The sequence below is a fragment of the bacterium genome (assembly GCA_019695335.1).
In the GTDB taxonomy this organism is placed as follows: domain Bacteria; phylum CLD3; class CLD3; order SB21; family SB21; genus JABWBZ01.
Map to the genome: position 1 here is coordinate 1 of JAIBAF010000069.1, position 18863 is coordinate 18863.

Annotated in this window: 18 protein-coding genes and 1 tRNA gene; 10 read left to right on the forward strand and 9 right to left on the reverse strand. The window is 42.2% G+C overall.

Annotated elements, in window-relative coordinates; translation table 11 throughout:
- Window positions 1-8: 8 nt before the first annotated feature.
- The 5 genes from K1X84_14225 to galT form a co-directional block, all read right to left on the reverse strand.
- A tRNA-Pro gene (locus K1X84_14225) sits at window positions 9-83 on the reverse strand.
- A gap of 53 nt (window positions 84-136) precedes the next feature.
- Window positions 137-379, reverse strand: a complete 243-nt coding sequence (gene purS, locus K1X84_14230) for a phosphoribosylformylglycinamidine synthase subunit PurS (protein MBX7152784.1) — start codon at window positions 377-379, stop codon at window positions 137-139.
- 38 nt (window positions 380-417) lie between these two features.
- Window positions 418-2190 (reverse strand): hypothetical protein, encoded by a 1773-nt coding sequence (locus tag K1X84_14235; GenBank protein ID MBX7152785.1) that lies wholly within the window; start codon window positions 2188-2190, stop codon window positions 418-420.
- Window positions 2191-2272: 82 nt separating this feature from the next.
- Window positions 2273-3739, reverse strand: coding sequence for a glycogen/starch synthase (locus tag K1X84_14240; GenBank protein ID MBX7152786.1), 1467 nt, complete (start codon window positions 3737-3739; stop codon window positions 2273-2275).
- Window positions 3740-3762: 23 nt separating this feature from the next.
- The gene (gene galT, locus K1X84_14245) at window positions 3763-4767 is read right to left on the reverse strand and encodes a galactose-1-phosphate uridylyltransferase (protein MBX7152787.1); all 1005 of its coding nucleotides are present in this window, start codon (window positions 4765-4767) and stop codon (window positions 3763-3765) included.
- A 286-nt stretch (window positions 4768-5053) separates the two neighbouring features.
- Here galT and K1X84_14250 point away from each other — a divergent pair, with 286 nt between their 5' ends.
- Complete coding sequence (locus K1X84_14250) at window positions 5054-5773, forward strand: STAS domain-containing protein (protein MBX7152788.1); 720 nt, start codon at window positions 5054-5056, stop codon at window positions 5771-5773.
- A 7-nt stretch (window positions 5774-5780) separates the two neighbouring features.
- On the opposite strand, the gene K1X84_14255 is transcribed toward K1X84_14250, so the two are convergent.
- From K1X84_14255 to K1X84_14270, 4 genes are all read right to left on the reverse strand, one after another.
- A complete protein-coding gene (locus tag K1X84_14255) occupies window positions 5781-6293 on the reverse strand; it encodes a hypothetical protein (GenBank protein ID MBX7152789.1) in 513 nt (170 codons plus the stop codon).
- Window positions 6294-6525: 232 nt separating this feature from the next.
- Entirely contained in the window at window positions 6526-7170 is a 645-nt protein-coding gene (locus K1X84_14260; GenBank protein ID MBX7152790.1) for a DUF2306 domain-containing protein, read from the reverse strand.
- 181 nt (window positions 7171-7351) lie between these two features.
- Window positions 7352-7636: a hypothetical protein gene (locus K1X84_14265; protein ID MBX7152791.1), complete on the reverse strand. Its 285-nt coding sequence runs from the start codon at window positions 7634-7636 to the stop codon at window positions 7352-7354.
- Window positions 7633-8484 (reverse strand): hypothetical protein, encoded by an 852-nt coding sequence (locus K1X84_14270; GenBank protein ID MBX7152792.1) that lies wholly within the window; start codon window positions 8482-8484, stop codon window positions 7633-7635. The genes K1X84_14265 and K1X84_14270 overlap by 4 nt, the downstream gene beginning before the upstream one ends.
- A gap of 435 nt (window positions 8485-8919) precedes the next feature.
- On the opposite strand from K1X84_14270, the gene K1X84_14275 reads away from it, so the two are divergent.
- The 9 genes from K1X84_14275 to K1X84_14315 form a co-directional block, all read left to right on the forward strand.
- Complete coding sequence (locus K1X84_14275) at window positions 8920-12054, forward strand: hypothetical protein (GenBank protein ID MBX7152793.1); 3135 nt, start codon at window positions 8920-8922, stop codon at window positions 12052-12054.
- Between the two features lie 403 nt (window positions 12055-12457).
- On the forward strand, window positions 12458-13177 hold the full coding sequence (locus K1X84_14280) for a TIGR04283 family arsenosugar biosynthesis glycosyltransferase (protein MBX7152794.1): 720 nt from the start codon (window positions 12458-12460) through the stop codon (window positions 13175-13177).
- A gap of 90 nt (window positions 13178-13267) precedes the next feature.
- Complete coding sequence (locus tag K1X84_14285) at window positions 13268-14386, forward strand: inorganic phosphate transporter (GenBank protein ID MBX7152795.1); 1119 nt, start codon at window positions 13268-13270, stop codon at window positions 14384-14386.
- Between the two features lie 12 nt (window positions 14387-14398).
- Window positions 14399-15103: a DUF547 domain-containing protein gene (locus tag K1X84_14290; GenBank protein MBX7152796.1), complete on the forward strand. Its 705-nt coding sequence runs from the start codon at window positions 14399-14401 to the stop codon at window positions 15101-15103.
- 50 nt (window positions 15104-15153) lie between these two features.
- Window positions 15154-16122 carry an arsenosugar biosynthesis arsenite methyltransferase ArsM gene (arsM, locus tag K1X84_14295; GenBank protein MBX7152797.1) on the forward strand — a complete coding sequence of 323 codons (969 nt, stop codon included), beginning with the start codon at window positions 15154-15156 and terminating at the stop codon, window positions 16120-16122.
- A 210-nt stretch (window positions 16123-16332) separates the two neighbouring features.
- The gene (locus tag K1X84_14300; protein MBX7152798.1) at window positions 16333-16623 is read left to right on the forward strand and encodes a hypothetical protein; all 291 of its coding nucleotides are present in this window, start codon (window positions 16333-16335) and stop codon (window positions 16621-16623) included.
- Between the two features lie 25 nt (window positions 16624-16648).
- A complete protein-coding gene (locus K1X84_14305) occupies window positions 16649-17503 on the forward strand; it encodes a LysM peptidoglycan-binding domain-containing protein (protein ID MBX7152799.1) in 855 nt (284 codons plus the stop codon).
- A 103-nt stretch (window positions 17504-17606) separates the two neighbouring features.
- Window positions 17607-18629 (forward strand): PhoH family protein, encoded by a 1023-nt coding sequence (locus K1X84_14310; GenBank protein MBX7152800.1) that lies wholly within the window; start codon window positions 17607-17609, stop codon window positions 18627-18629.
- Window positions 18630-18696: 67 nt separating this feature from the next.
- The coding region (locus K1X84_14315; GenBank protein ID MBX7152801.1) for an acetyl-CoA C-acyltransferase at window positions 18697-18863 on the forward strand (167 nt) is incomplete at its 3' end.

The following is an 18863-nucleotide window of genomic DNA, read 5'->3' on the forward strand; positions in this document are numbered from 1 at the left end:
GGTTAAAGTCGGGGTGGGGAGATTTGAACTCCCGACCTCTCGGTCCCGAACCGAGCGCGCTAACCGGGCTGCGCTACACCCCGTTTTTCAAAACGGCGCTAATATATAGCTTTTTTCCTAATATGAAAATATTTTTTTAGGAAATTTCGACCTCAAATGTCTCAATGACTTGATTAGCCAGAAGACTTTGACACATCGACGTTGCCGTTTCCATCGCAGCACTTTTGGAAGCCGCGTCCAATTTGATCTCGATAAACTTACCAATTCGTGCATCGTCAATGCCTTTGAAACCGAGGGTTTCCAATGAATGCATGACGGCCTTACCCTGCGGATCCAAAACTCCCGGTTTGGGCATTACTTTAATTTTTGCAGTAAACATCATGGCGTAATATAAGTTAGTTGTTAATAAAATTTATGCTATTGCGATCCCAAAATGCCGTTCCGAATGGCAATTTCCTTCGCATTTGCATTTGGGTTTTCAGTCAGCACCACATCGGGTACTGTGCCAGGTAAAATCGGTCCTTTCAGTTCCATTGATTTTCCGTCGCGTTCAACCGTCATCCGTATCGTTTCGCCGACGCTCAATTTATCGACATTGGACAAAAACGAGCGAATGGAATCCGTATCGCCCGGGACGATTTTGCGATTGATGGTTCGGATGATATCCCCATTCTGCAACTTTAGTGATGATGCAGTTGAATTCCTGGATATACTGGACACAAATAATTGACCATTTTCGTCGATATCGAGATACCAGCCAAAATAAGGTTGAAAACGAACTTCGTATAACAAGCCCGCCTTTTTGAAATAATCTTTATTTGGCAACTCATTCGATCCTGCAATGTATTTTTTATAAAACGTTTTCACATCAATTCCTGTAGCATCTTTGATAACTTGTACCAATTGTCGGTCGTCATAACCTTTCTTGTTATGCGCGAAAGTTGTGTTGCAATAGCGAACCACGTCGTCGAGTGATTTCTGATTCTGAGAACGGTCACGCAATTCAATGTCCAAGAACAATCCGATCAAAGCGCCTTTCGTATAAATGACGGGCGCAACGCCAACTTCGTAAGCTTTTAAACTCAAAGCCTCAAGGTTGTCTTTGAAATTTTCCTGCGCAATGGCCTGCATCTCATGATATAAGTAAGACGGCGGTAATATTCCGGCACGTACCAGTGTGAGTTTGGCATAATATTCCGTGATGCCTTCGACAAACCACATGCCTTGAATTTTAATCGGTTCCTGATAATGGAAAGGAAATAACCGTGAAGAAAACAGACGCTTGGGATTCCACAGATGAAAAAATTCATGCGCAATAACACGGCTGTAAAAACTGGGACGGATTTGATTTTGATTGATCGGCGGCGTGAGGTAATAGGCTGATGAAAAGGCGTGCTCCAGAGCGCCGTAACGTTTGCCGGTTGTAAAAAAATTAAATAAAAACATATAGCGAGAAAAAGGTGATTCACCAAAAAACCGGGTTTGGTATTCAATGATCGGCTTTGAAATAGCTATAACCGAATCCATTTCAACCGGTGTCTCGGAATTAACGATCAGGACATACCGCGCCTGATTCACATCGAAATCATAACGGTGAATCCGTTTTCCTCCGGCAATAACAGGAGCATCGATCAATTCATCATAACTGGCCGCTTCAAAAGTAAAGGTGCCGACGGAGTCCAACGCGCACCAAACATTCCACTCGGCCGGCAATTGATACTTAACGCGATATTTTTGAGTTTTCTGATCTTTGAAATAGCCAAACATCGTTGGCCCGTTGAAGAAAAAATAATCAGAACCCATCTCATTGAGCGTTGTGGGAAGTGTCTCCAGGCTATCCTCCGGAATATCATGCGTGATATACGAAACTTTGGAAATGAGTGAAGATGCCGTTTTCGAATCGGACATAATATACCATTCGTCCAAGCCTTTTCGGACTACTTTGAGCGGTGCATTATTTTCGTCAAAGGCCGTTAGGCTGTCAACCCATTTTCCGAAATGACACATACGATAACTTCCGGGTGACCATGCCGGGATATAAAAACTTTGGTCGGCGGGAATCGGCTGCATCGAAAGGGTCACTTGCCATTTTTCAGCAGTTGGATCATCAACACGTATGGTATAATCAAAAGATACGTCTTGTGCAAAGACAGTTCCCGTAATCCACCATAACCAGATTAAATTTTTCATACGCAGCCTGTTGTTTAGATACGGTTGATATGCTTGGATAGAGTTCATCGCCGAAAGTTGGCCAAAACTATATTCGAAAATATTATTTCAAGCGTGAAAAAGCTTTTTCATAGATTTTGGTTACGTGCGGTATGACGTTGTTCCAACTTACATCCGTCCGCATAGCATTGAACACTAATGCTTGCCATTTTTCAGGTTCTTTATACAACTCAAGAGCTTCTTCGACTTTTTTAACCAAATCTTTTTCATCGGCAAAAATCAATGCTTCGCCGCCGCTGGATTTGGGTTTGATCGCCTCGAAAGCGTGGCTGCATTCGCGGTCTTTCGAGACCAGCGGGATAGTTCCATAGTGAATACCGTTTAAGTAATGAACATCGAGCAAGTCTTCCGTAACGGGAGCATAAAACACATCGCACAAAGTATAGAAGGCATGACGGAATTGGTCTTCAGGATCTGTAAGCGTGTGGATAGTATGCTGATCGTTTTTTGCAATTTGGCTTTTAAGAGCCGAAATGGCATTGGGATTTTCATCCGATACCAGTAAAATTTGCAGAGGAATATCTTTGAGAGCTTTTAGAATATTAACAATTTCTTTGAATTGGTAATGAATGTTGTCACACAATATTCCTACTATCATCTGTTCAGGTGAAAAATTGATTCGCTTACTTTCTAAAATAGTTTCCCGGTTCGCTTTTCGCCGCTCGTATTTCTCAGTGGAATAAGGCTTAAAGAGCGAGCTGTTATTGGCGGGATTCCAAAGATTATGGTCGCCGGCGAACGGGAGGTCGTAAAGATTTTTTGCACCGGCAATAATATGTTCGAAATCGTCTTTTGGTTTTGTAAACGATTTGATTTTTTTGAAAGTAGAGGGAATGGTCACGGCATCGGAATAAGCCATTCCTGTTTTGAGAAAACTTAATTTGTTTTTATAGAAACATTTTTCAGGCTCGATGAATCCTTTGGGTAGCAAGGCTTTTTCCAGAACCGATTTATCGAATAATCCCGTTTCAGCCATATCGTTGATCGAATAGACTATAATTGTTTTCTTGAAGAAATTATCCTTTTCCTGTTCATGACGTATTATCAAGGGCAAAATACCGGTTGCCCAACCGCAGCAGTGGACGATGTCCGGTTGCCAGCCAAGCGTTTTAAGCGTTTCAATTGCCGTGCGAGCCAGGAAAATAAACCGTTCATCATTGTCCTTGAAAAATTGTCCGGTGCGACGATCACGGTAAAGATCGGCCCGTTTAAAGTATTTATCGAGATCGGCGAAATAAATCTGTGTTTTACTTTCCGGAAGAAATCCGGATTTGACGGAAACGGGAATCTCGCCATGATGCATCGGGACGGGAATTTCTTTCATCCGGATAATATCCCGAATAATATATTTGCGCTCGTTGATCAGGCTGTATTTCGGCATGATCACACGAACTTCATGGCCTTGCATTTGCAAGTAAGTCGGCAGGGCGCCGGCAAATTCTCCGCCACGTCCTCCTTTGACAAACGGATAGATTTCGGACGAAACAAAAAATATTTTCGCTTTTTTCATACAGCGCTCCGTTTTGCCGTCTCTTAAACGTCCGTTAATTTAACTTGTCGTAAATATTCCGCAGCCTGTTCCGGCGGCGTAGGGTTAATATAAAATCCACTGCCCCATTCAAATCCCGCTACTTTCGTCAATTTGGGAGTAATTTCAATATGCCAATGATACGGTGAATCGGTTTTTGCGTTGATGGGCGACGTATGAATTACATAATTGTAAGGTGGATGATCCAGTGCCCGACCCAACCGAGTCAACGTTTCTTTGAATAATTCCGCCAGATGCATATAACGCTCATTGGATTCTTCTTCAAAATGAGACTGATGTTGTTTTGGCAAAATCCATAATTCAAAAGGAAAGCAAGAAGCGAACGGCGCAAGGGTGATGAAATGTTCATTTTCTAAAACGATGCGTTTGCGGTCTTGCAATTCCTGCCGTATCATATCGCAATAAATGCAACGTTCTTTCAGGTCGTAGTGTTTCTGAACACCCTGAAGTTCTTCCATGACAATTTTGGGAACGACCGGCGTTGCAATCAATTGCGAATGAGTGTGTTCTACGGTAGCGCCGGCAGCCGAGCCGTGATTTTTAAAAATTAAAATGTATTTAAACCGAATATCTTTTTGCAAATCCTGTATCCGATCACGATACGCCCATAAAATACGTTCAAACTCTTTAACATCAAGGTCGGTAAGATCACGCTGATGATCCGGTGTTTCAATAATGACTTCGTGTGCACCCAATCCATTCATCAGATCGAACATGCCTTCGCCTCGGGGATTGAGTTCGCCCTCGATCTGAAGCGCGGGAAATTTGTTGGGAACTACGCGCAGGAGCCAGCCGGACTGGTTGGCATCGCCGTTGTGCCGGTATGCCAGCACTTCACGGGGAGTGTTGTGTTCTTGACCTTCACAGAAAGGACATAAATTGCCCTTCCTTTTTTTGTCATCCGGAGGAAAATCAGACGGCCTTTTACCGCGCTCTTCGGAGATAATCACCCAACGGCTTACAATCGGATCCTTTCGCAGTTCAGACATCAGTTCCTCTCAGAAAGCGTATTGCGTAACAACTATGTGAATTGGTCATAATTTTGATTAAGACGGGCAAAATATAGAAATTTTTTGAATGAAAGACAAATGGAAATTATTACCGACTCAGTAAATATGGGTATTGCGATAGGATCAATTCAGAAGTAAATCGGTCTTTTCAATAAAAAACTTGCGTCTAAGGCAAAATTAATATATGTTTAAGCAATTATCCCACATAAACTTAATCAATCCCATTTTTCCTTGGAATACTGAAAGCGAGTGAGGAGTTGCATCTATGGAAGGCATTCAGACTACTATCAAGTTCACAGGGCCTAGTGACAGTATCGGCGTGATCAAAGTTGGCGGTTATATCGACACGACGACATCCTCTGAACTTGAACGTGCGCTGGCCTCGTTATTGAAGAAAAACCAATATCGCATTATTGTCGATCTGGGTGATGTTGATTACATCAGTTCGGCAGGTTGGGGTATTTTTATCAGCGAAATCAAAGGTATTAAAGAAAATAGCGGCGATTTGAAACTTGTGCGAATGATTCCTGAAGTGTATGAAGTTTTCGAATTACTCGAGTTTCATTATATTTTGAAAGCTTACGATACGATCGAAGATGCTGTGGACGCTTTTGTCAAGGAAAACGGAGGCGTACTGACCTCCACGCCTAAAGCCGCGCCTGAAAAAGAAGTGACGGCCCCTTCTACATCTTCTGCAGCCAAGTCGCTCGGTACGGCGTCTAAACACGTCGAAGAAAAAGAAGAGGAAGAAGAAGACGAATTGATGCATGTGCCAAAAAGCGCAGATGAAATGACGGTCGAAGAAAAAATATTTGACGTTATTGCCAAAAGCCCGTCGTTGAGCGCATGGCAAATCAAAAAAATCTTAAATTCATCGGATTACGGGTTTACCAAGTTAGGATGGTTCGAAGTCAGAAAAAAACTCAAAGATATGAACATGGAAAGCAAAGAAGCCCGTTACAATTATTCGGCAAAACATAAATAATCGGTTTTTAAAACTCATACGTAGTAATTTTCACCATCAACCCCCATTCATGTAATTTTTTCTTATGGAAAAAATTGAGCCGATAGTAGGGCTCTGCATATAAGATGTGAAATGGTTCAAATAATCTCGGCAGAATATCGTCACCAATAGGAAAACCGGTAAAGAGATGATAAATAGGGGCCGGTCGATCACCGAACATATAGCCGATGCCGCCGCCGAAATTTAGAAAATACCACTTTGTAAACTCACTTTGAAATCCCCAGTTTATTAAATTACCTGTTTTTATCATTTTAGTGTTTATTGAAACGGAGTGAAATCCGTGCGTATAAGAAATGTCAAAATTCGCTATATAATTTTTTGATAGGTCATTAATTACACCTATTCCAGGTCCGATACCGAGATCGTGTTTAGGGGGATGAATCGCAAACCCTTGACTGTAAAGAATTCCTTCAAAAAGAAAGCGCAAGAAAAACAGATGTTGAAAAGATTTGGTGCTTAGACGAAATTTCATTTTTTTCAAACGTCTTTAATACCAAGGCGGATCCAGTATCCATCGACTTCTGCCACAACCTGCCGAAAAAAATGTTTCCACATGAACGAGATCCGCCATGAATAATTACCGAACATTCTCAATCCGACGGGAAATCGGTATCGGTTGGATGTTAAAAAATGCACTTACTGATTATCTGCTGGCAAATACGACTTAGTAATGACCGATTAGATTTTCGCCGGACACTAATAAAAAATTTTGCTTATTCAAAAACGCGTTCAGTCCTAATAATCTTTTTCCCATTTAGAGTTCGAATGATAATTTCTGCAACTAACAAATTGGGAGCCCAGCCGATCCATGAAATAATTCGGTAAGCGTCCATAAACTCCATTCCAAGACCATATTGAAGCAACGGACCCCATATGCGAAATGTAACCGCCGCCCAACAAATCGAATAACTGCGGAGCATCCATTGTTGATGTTTATCTATGTCACCACTTCGAATGGCGAAGTATGCTTTCTGAGTGCAGAATAACCAAATGATTGCTGCAGTACTAAATCCCAACGTTGTAATTATACCACCCGCGGCAACCATTGCAATACACAATCCTGAAACTCCACTTATTGCCACTGATATTAAATAGATTTTGCCCAAAGTACGGTGCAACGTCAACTTCCAGTTCCTTAATCTTTTGCTAAATTGGCTGAAGCCTGCCAGCAATGCAATGCCGCCAAATGAAATGTGCAAGTAGAATCCGGTGATCCATAACTTATTTTGGAGCAGTTCTACTGGTTTCACCGAAGGGAAACCGCCTGACATATCGAATACAAAATACATGAACGGATACAATCCAATAACCATTGTCAGAATGATAAACACAAACCACACCATGCGATTAATAATCATAAAAGTTGCTCCATCAATTAATAGTAATTCTAGCAATTTGGTCGCTGCATACTTTACGCATGAGATTGATTTTGTTTCGATACAAAAACAGTCCGAAAGGGTAGTTTTGTATGATAATTAGTTCGGCTGGCTACCCGAATTAGTAGTTTTGATGATTCAAGTGCACTATGGCTATACGTGCTCAAAACGCGATGTCCGCATTGGTCGAACCGGTGGCGAATTTCTCTCTGTATTTGTCAGACAAACGAGTATATTCTTCAAACATGCTCATAGCATTGGCGTTGAATTTCTGACTCCACCATGCGCTGACGTTGCTCCAGTCGCCGATGGTCATGCCGTATTGTTTCAATACCGTACCGGCGTCTATGCCTTGTTGTGAAGCTGCGTTTTGAGCTTCCGTGATCTCGATCCATTTTTCAAAAGGAATCGGATCATCGCCGCTAACTTTAGCGCCCGCTGTTGTCATCGCGAAGCAGCAGTTTTGGCATTTCCACCGAATTGTCCCTGCCCGGCATTGGCAAAAGCCTGTCCATAAACGGTGGCAATGGCAAATGTAGTGTCACGTGCCATACGAGCGTTCCATTCCGCATTAATTCGGTCCCATTGCGGCTGTTCAATTTTCAAAATTTTCAAGATTTCATTGACCCCGGTGCCATTGATAATTTTTGCATTGGCCAGTGCCCAGTCTTCAAGCGAAACGCCTTCGACCGGCGATAATTCGCCGGAAGCTTGCACGTTTTGAATATTGGCGTTCATTTGTGCTTTTAATTGATCACTTTGTTCGTCCAGTATTCTCTGTGCTTCTTCATTGGACATCGATCCTTGCCATGCAGAAATCTTGTCGGAAGCAATAATGGCACAGTTCCGTATAGAGTTGCCGAAATAGTGTCCCACCCACGTGTCACTGCTTTCATTACCATAAACTCGGATCCATGGCGAAGGCGTATCCAATTTCTCACATAAAAATAGTTCCTCCTCATCCTCCTCATTTTTTCTGTAAGCAAAAGGGATATAATCTGTAGTAAAATCCGATTCGTTAAATTGCTGATAAATTTCTACGCCTGAGTTCTTTACATCATTCCAATCGATTATTTCGACCGTATTCCAGTTATAATTTCCCGATTTGCTTGGCGGTGTGACGAGAGCAACTTTTTGTCCTTTATAGCTGGTTACAATCTGTTTCAGAGTATCCAGTTCCGAGCCGTTACGCATAATGGATTTATCGATATAATTTTGAACATCATCGGCAAATTCTTTAAGTCCTTGTGTCTTAAAGCTGTTTGGATGATCAATAAGGGAATGTCTCTCTTCCATTTCAATTTTCTCCTAACTTTTTTCTTTGTTTTGTATTGTGATTCTAAAAAGAGCTTTAATATTTTTAATGGAAGTATATTTATTATGGAATCAAAAATTAGAGTAATCTGATTAAAAATTGTAATGAAATAAAAATTGTAACTTATTGATTAACCGTCAACTACCCGATAGGGTGGGTTGCAAAAGGAAATAGAAATATTTATGACTGCCAACCACCCATTTAGTTAGTTGGCAATTTTTGAAGAGAACCTGTCGGACGGATTGAAAAAGTTAAGCAATGACCGGCGAATGGATCCGTTCGTATACGAGAAACGGGCAGCAAGCTAGTCTGAATAGCTGAGAGTCCATTCCAATAGCAATTCGTAAGCTTGTTTTTATTAAGACTTTTTTATACGTTGAAATGATAATGTTATAAATCTTTTTTAGAAACTTTAATTGCGATTCTGGTTAAGAATATATTTTAGCCTCGTGTTGAGTTCAGTCAATCTGCTGGCTCAATCCCATCTTCCTTCGTGGCAACAATCGGTACATTATTGGATCGATGCCGAACTCGATACGGAGCAGCACTTCTTATTTGGGCGTGAAAAAATTGTATATACCAACCGTTCGCCCGACACGCTCGACTGTTTGTATTTTCACGTATTTGTCAATGCGTTTCAAAAAGGCAGCCGTATGCAAGCTTTTCAGGAAGAACGCGATGCAATGTACGGCGGAAGCGTGGTATCCTATTTACCTGAACGGTTGCTCGGGTACGAACGGATCAGTAATGTCAAAAATGGCAAAGGGGAAGCGCTCGATTTCGAAATGGATGACACGATATTAAAAATATTTTTGAAACAGCCGATTCCTCCCAATGCTACCGCCACACTTTCGATGGATTTTGAAGTAAAAATTCCATTATTAATCAGACGGATGGGGCGTCACAACCGCGAAGGCGTCGATTATACTTTAGCACAATGGTATCCGAAGCTCTGCGTGTACGATCAAAGCGGTTGGCACAAGGATCCATACCTCGGTAAAGAATTTTACGGTGAATTTGCCACTTACGACGTAAGTATTACTTTACCGCAGCAATACGTTGTCGGTGCAACCGGTCATTTGCAAAATGCGGGCGATGTTGCGGCGATGATGAAAATATCGCCGGAGTTGACTATTAAAGATCGGGTTATGGCGCAAGAAAGGATTGATTCCAATTTTGTTCACGATCAAGACGAATTGGAGATGATTCTTTCCAGTCTTTCAAAACTGGCCAAAAATAATTCTTTGCTTCCGTTGAATCGAACGTGGGTATTTCACGCGGAAAACGTACACGATTTTGCATGGTGTGCCGATCCGGATTATTTATATGAACAAGCGGAATGGAAGGGAAAGCGAATCCATTTTTTATATTTACCGGACGTCAAAGAGCAATGGAAGGAAATGAAATCCTGGACGACGACGATGATGCAATACATGTCGGATCACGTCGGATTGTACCCGTATGATGATTTTACAGTTGCTCAGGCCGGTGACGGCGGAATGGAATATCCATCAATCGTATTTATTACCGGTCGGCGTGGGCGTTTCAGCCTTGCCAGCGTGACGGCCCATGAAGTGGCACATAATTGGTTTTATGCGGCGCTTGCGAATGATGAAACGCGTGAAGCATGGCTCGATGAAGGAATGACATCTTATTATACTACGCGGTTAATGGAACATCTTTTCGGGCGGTTTGCGAATATTGAATACGATTCGCCTTTTCGGCAAAAATATTTTCCCAAACAGGATGCGCGTATCAATACATTTATTGGTTATCAATGGTGGGCAAAACAGGGATTCGAACAAAAAATACTGACGCCTTCGGACCAATTTACGGATGATCAGTCGTATCTTTATTCTGCGTATTATAAAGGCGAGATCGTCATGTTTGCACTGGGATATTATTTCGGAAGTGAACGATTCGATACATTGATGCATCAGTACTTTCAGAATTGGAAATTGCATCACGTTTCAACTCAGGGTTTTAAGGTTTTCCTTGAACAGGTTACCGGCGCTGATCTGGACCGATTTTTCGAAGATTGGGTCGGTACGACTAAGTTTTGCGATTATTCCATCGAAGGGTATTCTGAAAAATGGACCAGGGACAGTACCGGGCAATACAATGACATCAAAATCAATTTGGAAAAACGGGGCAATATCGCGATGCCATTGGATGTCTACGTGAAGTTGAAAAACGGCGAATGGAACGGCTTTCGTATTCCTACAGATAACAGCGATCCCGATATTGAAGGGTTGGAACGGCGTCCGGTGTGGTTTCCTTTTGAAAAAAAGTATGAATTATTATTGGAGCTCAGTGACCGCATAGATTACGTTGTTTTGGATACAACTCAGTTATTGCCGGACATTTTCAGAATGAATAACCGGAGTGGTGTTGTTCCTCTCGAATGGCATTTCCAAAAACCGGTTTCGTACGCTCCGACTCTTGACACCTATATGATCGAACACCGGCCATCTCTTTGGTACAACGCCGTTGACGGATTGCGGCTTGGTTACCGTTTTAAAGGAAAATGGGAAACCGATGAGCATCAGACTTTGCTGGGGCTATATTCCGGAACAGCGAGTCAAACACCGGATTTCGAGTTCAGTTACTCTACGCCTGTGTATGCGCTGGGTTCACAAACGCGTTTACATGCCAATACGTACCGAATGGAAGGACGAACGGAAACGAAACTTTCTTTAAGTCGCCGTTTGTTCGGCCGTTTTTATAATGATCCGCCAATCAATGTGATTGAAATCGGGTCAAGATTCGGCAGATTTTTCAATTCAGATTATTTGCCTCGCAGCATCGGATGGGATAAAGGATGGGTCAACACATTATGGATATCATGGTCGCGTCAACCTCAATTGTATCGGAGCTCATTTTTTCAAATCAACCTGGAGTCGAGTACCCTAGCATCCGAATGGAGTTTTTCGAAAATTCAATTTTCGTACTCGGTACCTTTAATTCTTAAGAAAAATTATTTGTCACTGGAATCACGAATATTTGCCGGTTATGGTACGGGTAATATACCGATCCAGGATCAATTTTATTTATCCGGAGCTTCCCCGCGCCAAATGTTTAATGATAAATTCTACCGATCCCGCGGAACTTTGCCGGCGTGGGGTTGGCAGCGACAAAACGATGGTACACGCCATGTGTATTTTGACGGAGAAGGCAGCATGTCGGGATATCACGATGCTAATTTCAGCGGCCGTCGGATCTGGGTGAATAATTTTAATTTATATTTTATCAATCCTTTCAAATTATTCACCGAAAAAAATCTTTACGCATTTTTAGAATCTGAAACTTACTTGTTTGCGGACGGCGGTTTGGTGTGGAATTACGACAAAGAACTGAAAAAAGATCTGAAAGATTTGTATCGAATGGATGCAGGATGGGGATTTAAATATACGCCTGTGTGGATTCCGTCGTGGTGGGGCAACTATACGCTGCAATTAGAATTTCCGGTTTGGGTGAGTGATCCGAACGCCAATGGTAAAAATCGTGAATGGGATTGGCGCTGGCTGATCGGATTGGACCATCATTTTTAGGAGTTTTTGCAATGCAAACCGCTACTACGCATTTTCGAATCAATTTTTTTAAATCGTTGTTCACGATCTGGGTTAAAAAAATTTCATTACGTTATTGGTGCAGGCAGTGCGGATCCAATCAACATGTTTCTATCCAATATGGAGAGACGTATCCGCAGTTCGAATGTGACCATTGTCATACCAAGAATATCATCAACCTTAAATATCGTTAAGCTACCATATTATTATGATCATCGGTTGACGGTTATATCAATCAGAGCGATTGTGTTTCCAAAAAACCGTAAAATGTGAAATATTCTCAAACCTAACGCGTTGCATTTAGTTAATTAATCCATTTATGGCTGACATAATAGATTCGTAGAGCGCTCCCGGAATATTGCAACGAGGATTAACGGCTTTGATTATGGCTGAAATGAAGCAGGATACGTTTTTTTCAATTATCATTCCGGTATTTAATGAAGCTTCGATCATAGGTTCAGCGATCAACAACCATTGTCGTCTGAATAACGTTGAAATCATCGTATCGGATGGCGGCAGTGAAGATAATACCGTTGCAATTGCAAAAGAATTTTCGGGCCGATATTCCAATGTTATAATCACGTTTTCACCAAAAGGGCGTGGCGTTCAAATGAATACCGGAGCCCAAAAAGCTCTGGGAGAATGGTTGATTTTTCTGCACGCTGATACATTTCTGCCCGATGAATCCTTCCAAGTGATGGTTAACCATATTGCGGATAACCAGGAAACCCATGCAGGCGCTTTTACGTTACGACTGGATCATGAAGGTTTTTTTTACCGGTATATGGAGTTTTATGCGGCGTGGCGCTGTAGACTGATCAAACTGCCTTTTGGCGATCACGGATTTTTTATCCGTAGATCGGTTTTTGAAGAACTAGGCGGTTTTCGCAGCGACTTTCCGGTCATGGAAGATGTGGAAATGATACACCGTTTAAAGCGACAATATCCGCTTGTCATGCTCGATGCGCCGGTATTTTCATCTGTTCGCCGTTTCGAAAAAGACGGCCGATGGAACCGTTCCCTGACTAATTTATTAGTACAAAGTTGCTATTTTTTTGGAATACACCCAAGAAAGCTTGTTCAATTATACAACAAAGAAATCTGATAAGATATCTGTTTTAGAATTGTAACAACCGTTTTAACGTGCTTCGGTTATTACATAATTCACGAAGACAACACAGCAGAAAGAAGTCACATGTTGGTTCTCATTTTATTGAGCGTTTTTTTTCTGGCCTATTCTAATGGCGCGAACGATAACTTTAAAGGCGTTGCAACGCTTTTTGGAAGCGGGACGACGGATTATAAAAAAGCTATTCGGTGGGCGACAATTACGACTGCGTTAGGTTCAGTGGCATCTTTGTTTTTTGCGGAATCGCTTGTCAGGAATTTTTCAGGCAAAGGTTTAGTACCTGAAAGTATTGTTACGATGCCGGAATTTGCAGCCGCAGTTGCCATCGGTGCGGCAGCAACGGTGATGCTAGCTACTGTGATCGGCATGCCCGTTTCGACCACACATGGTCTCGTTGGTGCTCTGGCAGGAAGCGGTGTTGTAGCCGTGGGATTGGAATTCAATTTCCAGAAACTTGGATCAACTTTTTTTCTTCCGCTGATAGTGAGTCCGTTAATTTCAGCTGTGATATGCCTGGTTGCCTATTTGATTTTTAAAAAAATCCGTATTTCAGCGGGCATTGAAAAAACAAGCTGTGCATGTATCGGCGAAGAAAATCCGGCTTTTGCATTTCAGCTGGCCGCCTTTACAACGATAAATGGAACAGCATCAGGTAAACTTTCGTTAAAAGTTGACTCACAGGAAAATTGCCGGGAGCAGTATATCGGTAGATTTATCGGCGTCAGTGCGCAAACGCTGCTTGATTTTGCCCATTTTTTTACGGCCGGCGTCGTTTGTTTTGCACGCGGCCTCAACGACATACCCAAGATCGCAGGATTATTATTGCTCATCAATACCCTCAATCTGAATCACGATATAATGTTAATTACGATTGCGGTAGTGCTTGGTGGCTGGCTGAACGCACGCAAAGTGGCGGAAACAATGAGCAAAAAAATCACTACGATGAACGATGGGCAAGGTTTTACCGCCAATCTTGTCACTTCGGTATTAGTTACAACAGCCAGTGTGCACGGGCTTCCGGTGTCGACGACGCACGTGTCGGTCGGCTCGCTCTTTGGGATTGGAATGATCACTGGCAAGACTAACTGGAGCATTGTCCGTGACATTGCGTTTTCGTGGATACTCACACTGCCGTTGGCGGCTTTTCTGGGCGCGACTGCCTATTGGATTATCGTTAATTTCTAATAGTGGATGCAAATGAGAAAACTTTTCATCAGTTTGATTTTTCTAAGCGTGCATACTATTTCAGCGCAGGTCTCGCATGCGCTGTGGGATCAATTGCTCAAAACATATATATCCACATCAGGCAATATCAATTACATAGAATTCGACAGAACCGCACTGAAAAATTACCTGCAGACACTCAGTGCAACCCAGCCGCAGCCAAACTGGAGTGTAGACGCGCAAAAAGCGTATTGGATCAACGCGTATAATGCATTCACCGTCAGCCTCGTGCTTGAAAACTATCCGGTTAAAAGTATCAAAGATATCGGTGGATTTTTTAAATCACCGTGGGACAAACTTTTTATTAGTATCGGGGGAAAATCATACACGCTTAATCAAATTGAACATGATATTTTGAGAAAACAGTTTAACGATCCGAGGATTCACTTTGCTATTGTTTGCGCGTCCCGATCTTGTCCTGTGTTGCGGCGTGAGGCTTTCGAACCGTCAACGTTAAACCGGCAATTGGACGAACAGGTAAAAAGTTTTCTTAGGGATCAATCTAAAAACCGCCTGGCATCTCAAACCATAAGGCTTTCAAAGATATTCGATTGGTTCAAAGACGATTTTACAAAAGACGGCACGTTGATCGATTTTCTTAATCAATACTCTAATATTAAAATTGATCAGAAAGCAAAGATTGAATATCTCGAGTATGACTGGAGTCTGAACGAATAAATTTTTTTAGAATTCATAAAAAACTATACATTGAACTACAGGAGTTGCCGATGAGTTATCTCGACGAAACTAAAAACGTGTATAAAGACGCCGCGCTCAATTCGAACAAAGGCTTGTGTTGCACTACGACGCCGGTATGGCAATTACCGGGATTATCCATACCGAAAAAAATGTTGGAGATGAATTACGGCTGCGGCAGCACGGTCAATTCGCGCGATCTGGTCAATACCCCAACGATTTTGTACGTCGGGGTCGGTGGCGGAATGGAACTGCTCCAGTTTTCTTACTTCAGTCGTAAGCCGGGAGGGGTAATCGGCATAGATGTCGTACCGGAAATGGTTCAAGCGTGTAAAGAAAATTTTATTGAAGCCGAGCGGCTTAATTCTTGGTTCAAGTCAGAATTTATCGATTTACGTCTGGGTAATGCGCTCGATCTGCCTTTGACTACACAAAGCGTCGACATTGCCGCGCAGAATTGCTTATTCAATATCTTTAAAATGGATGATCTCAAACTTGCGTTGAAGGAAATGTATAGGGTGCTCAAACCGCATGGACGGCTGGTACTTTCCGATCCGGTCTGTGATCATGAAATTCCCGGACATTTGCGTGAAGATGCAAATTTGCGCGCGTTATGCCTGAGCGGATCATTGCCGCTGCGCGATTATATCCAAACAATCACCGACATCGGGTTTGGCACGATCGAAGTGCGTGCACGAAGGCCTTACCGGATTTTAGATCCTGAACATTACGATACAGCGCAATCGATTTTTATCGAAAGCGTTGAGATCTGTGCGATCAAAGATCCCATTCCAGCTGACGGGCCTTGCGTTTTTACTGGGAGAACGGCAATTTATTTCGGACAGAACGAATATTTCGACGATCAGAAAGGGCACGTGTTGTATTATAACCAACCTCTAGCGGTATGCGATAAAACTGCGAATGCACTTTTGGCGCTGCGCCGCAATGACATTTATGTTTCCGAATCCACGTATTTCTATGATGGTGGAGGGTGCTGTTGATCTGGAAATTTGTTTAATATTTACACACACTTAAAAAATCCTGATTTTTGTTGACATTTGTTTTTCTAATAGTTAGATTAATTAGTGTGATTAATATCACAGCAAAACCAAGATTAATATTTAAATTAAGCTAAGTTTCATATTTCCCTATCTTAAACGACCTATAAAATTTTACATAATAAACTGGAATTACACACTAAAGGAGGTATCATGAAGGCAGTAACCAGAAGGGTGTTATTACTGGCTGGATCGTTGATGCTCTTTGGGTTGGCGAGTTGTGCAAGCAACGCCAGCAAAGAAGAGTTACAACAGCTTGACGAACGTCGTGCTAAAGTCAAATCGATGCAAAATAAAGTGTCTGAACTGACCAACGAAAAAAAGAAAGTCGAGCAAGAAGTTCAGCAGAAGAAACAAAAACTTGATCAAGCCAAAAAAGAAAAAGAAGCAGTTTTGAAACGCTTGGAAGAAATTGAAAAAGCCAATCAAGGCGCCGGTCAATAAACGAAATCATTAAGAGGAGATATCCATGAAATTATCCAAAGTATGTCTGATGTGCCTCTCGCTCTTGATCTTCGCTGGCGCTGTATCGGCTCAGGAAGTGAAGATGAAGAAGGAAGATTGGCAAAACGAGATGAACGGTCTCGGGCAACAACAAACTGTTTTGCAAAAACAAATCGACAGCTTGAATCAGGCTATTACTGGCCTTAAAGATGAAGGCACGAAAGTTGATCAAGAAACCGCCGATATTTGGAAAGAAATCTATGCCGCCATCGGTACGGATCAAGCTGGCGTCGATGAAATGAAAGCCAAACTGTCTGCGCTTGAAGCCCGTATTAATGATTATGCGAAGATGAGCGATGAAGCATTAAGCCAGAAAACTACTCAAGATGAACTTGCGGCTTTGAAAGCCGAAGTGGACGCGAATCGCAAAGATCGCCGTTACGCCTTGAGCGAGATCTATAATAAGGTTAATGATCTTTCCAATCGTTGCGATCAGTTAATTCAACGCGGTAAAAATTATATGCCGCCGAAACCGAAACACGATACGTATGTTGTAATTGATGGTGATTATCTCTGGAGAATTTCTTCCAAGAAAGACGTCTATGCCGATCCTTTCCAATGGATGAAGATTTATTCGGCGAATCGTGATCAAATTCGTAATCCGGATCTGATCTTCCCGAGACAATCGTTTCTGATTCCTCGTTCCCAGGAAGCCAATGAATATTGGGTCATGCGGGGCGATAATCTGAAATCAATTGCGCAAAAAGTATACGGAAGTCCTTCGGATTGGGTTAAACTATATAATGCTAACAAGAGCATTATCGGTGAGGATGCAACTCGTATCTATCCGCACACGATCCTGATTGTTCCGAAGAACTAATAGTTGATGATAATATGTTCGTTTTTCTAAAATTTTAATTCAAAAAGCTCTCAAACGCTTAAGTTTGAGAGCTTTTTGTTTTTTAATCCAAAAGGAGTCATTATTGAAATCAGCTCATGAACGCAATATCAAGTTAAAAGGCGTCAATCCGGTTCTTTTGTTAGGTCCCGGTGACAGTCATTTGAAAATTATCGAGAAGAGTTTCACTTCAAAAATAGTCGTTCGTGGCGATACGGTTTGGTTAAGCGGCACAGTTGATGAACTGGATAATATCGAGGAAGTTTTTACGGAGTTGATTTTTCTTTGCAATAAAAAATCGCAAATAGACCGCATAGATGTTGAAACGGTTATTCGGTTAGTTAAGTCGGGTCAAACGGAAGAAGCACCAGCCGACGACGTTTCGCATCATAAACACATCGACGAAGTCGTTCTTTTTACGCATCGTGATTATATAGAGGCCAAAACACAAGGTCAAACAGAGTATGTAAAACAAGCACGTCAAAACGACATTGTATTTGCAATCGGTCCTGCAGGGACCGGAAAAACGTATTTAGCCGTGGCGTTAGCGATGGCCGCGCTCAAGAATAAAGAAGTCGATAGAATTGTATTATCAAGACCGGCAGTAGAAACAGGAGAGAGCCTTGGATTTTTGCCGGGCGATCTGCGGGATAAGATTGATCCCTATCTTCGGCCATTGTATGATGCATTACATGATATGTTGCCGTCCAATAAACTTGAACGTTTCATGGAACAAGGTGTCATTGAAATCGTCCCGCTCGCGTATATGAGAGGACGTACTCTCAACAATGCATTCGTCATTTTAGATGAAGCTCAGAACACAACGCCGACACAAATGAAAATGTTTTTAACCCGGCTAGGGGCCAATTCCAAAGCGATCATTACCGGCGACATTACACAAAGCGATTTGCCGCGCGGTATGATGTCAGGCTTGCGTGAAGTCGAAGAAATTTTAATGGGCATCGAAGGTATTGCGTTTGTCTTTTTTGAAAAAACAGATGTTGTCAGACACCGGCTGGTTCGCGAAATTATCGAAGCCTATGATCAGCATACCGAATCGGATGCTAAACGAAATAATAATTTATCCATTCAGCGCGGCGGAGAGTAGTTATCTAGATTAAATTGCGCTGAGTTTGTTGCACAGAAATTAATTAGTAGTTGTAAAAGGAGTAATCATGAAGGAAGTTGTCATTGTGAGTGCGGTCAGAACTCCGATAGGTACGTTCCAGGGCTCACTCAGCAGCATCAATGCCACGCGTCTTGGAGCGCTCGTCGTTGAAGAGGCTATAAAACGCGCCGGAATACAAAAAACCGATGTCGATGAAGTGATCATGGGGAATGT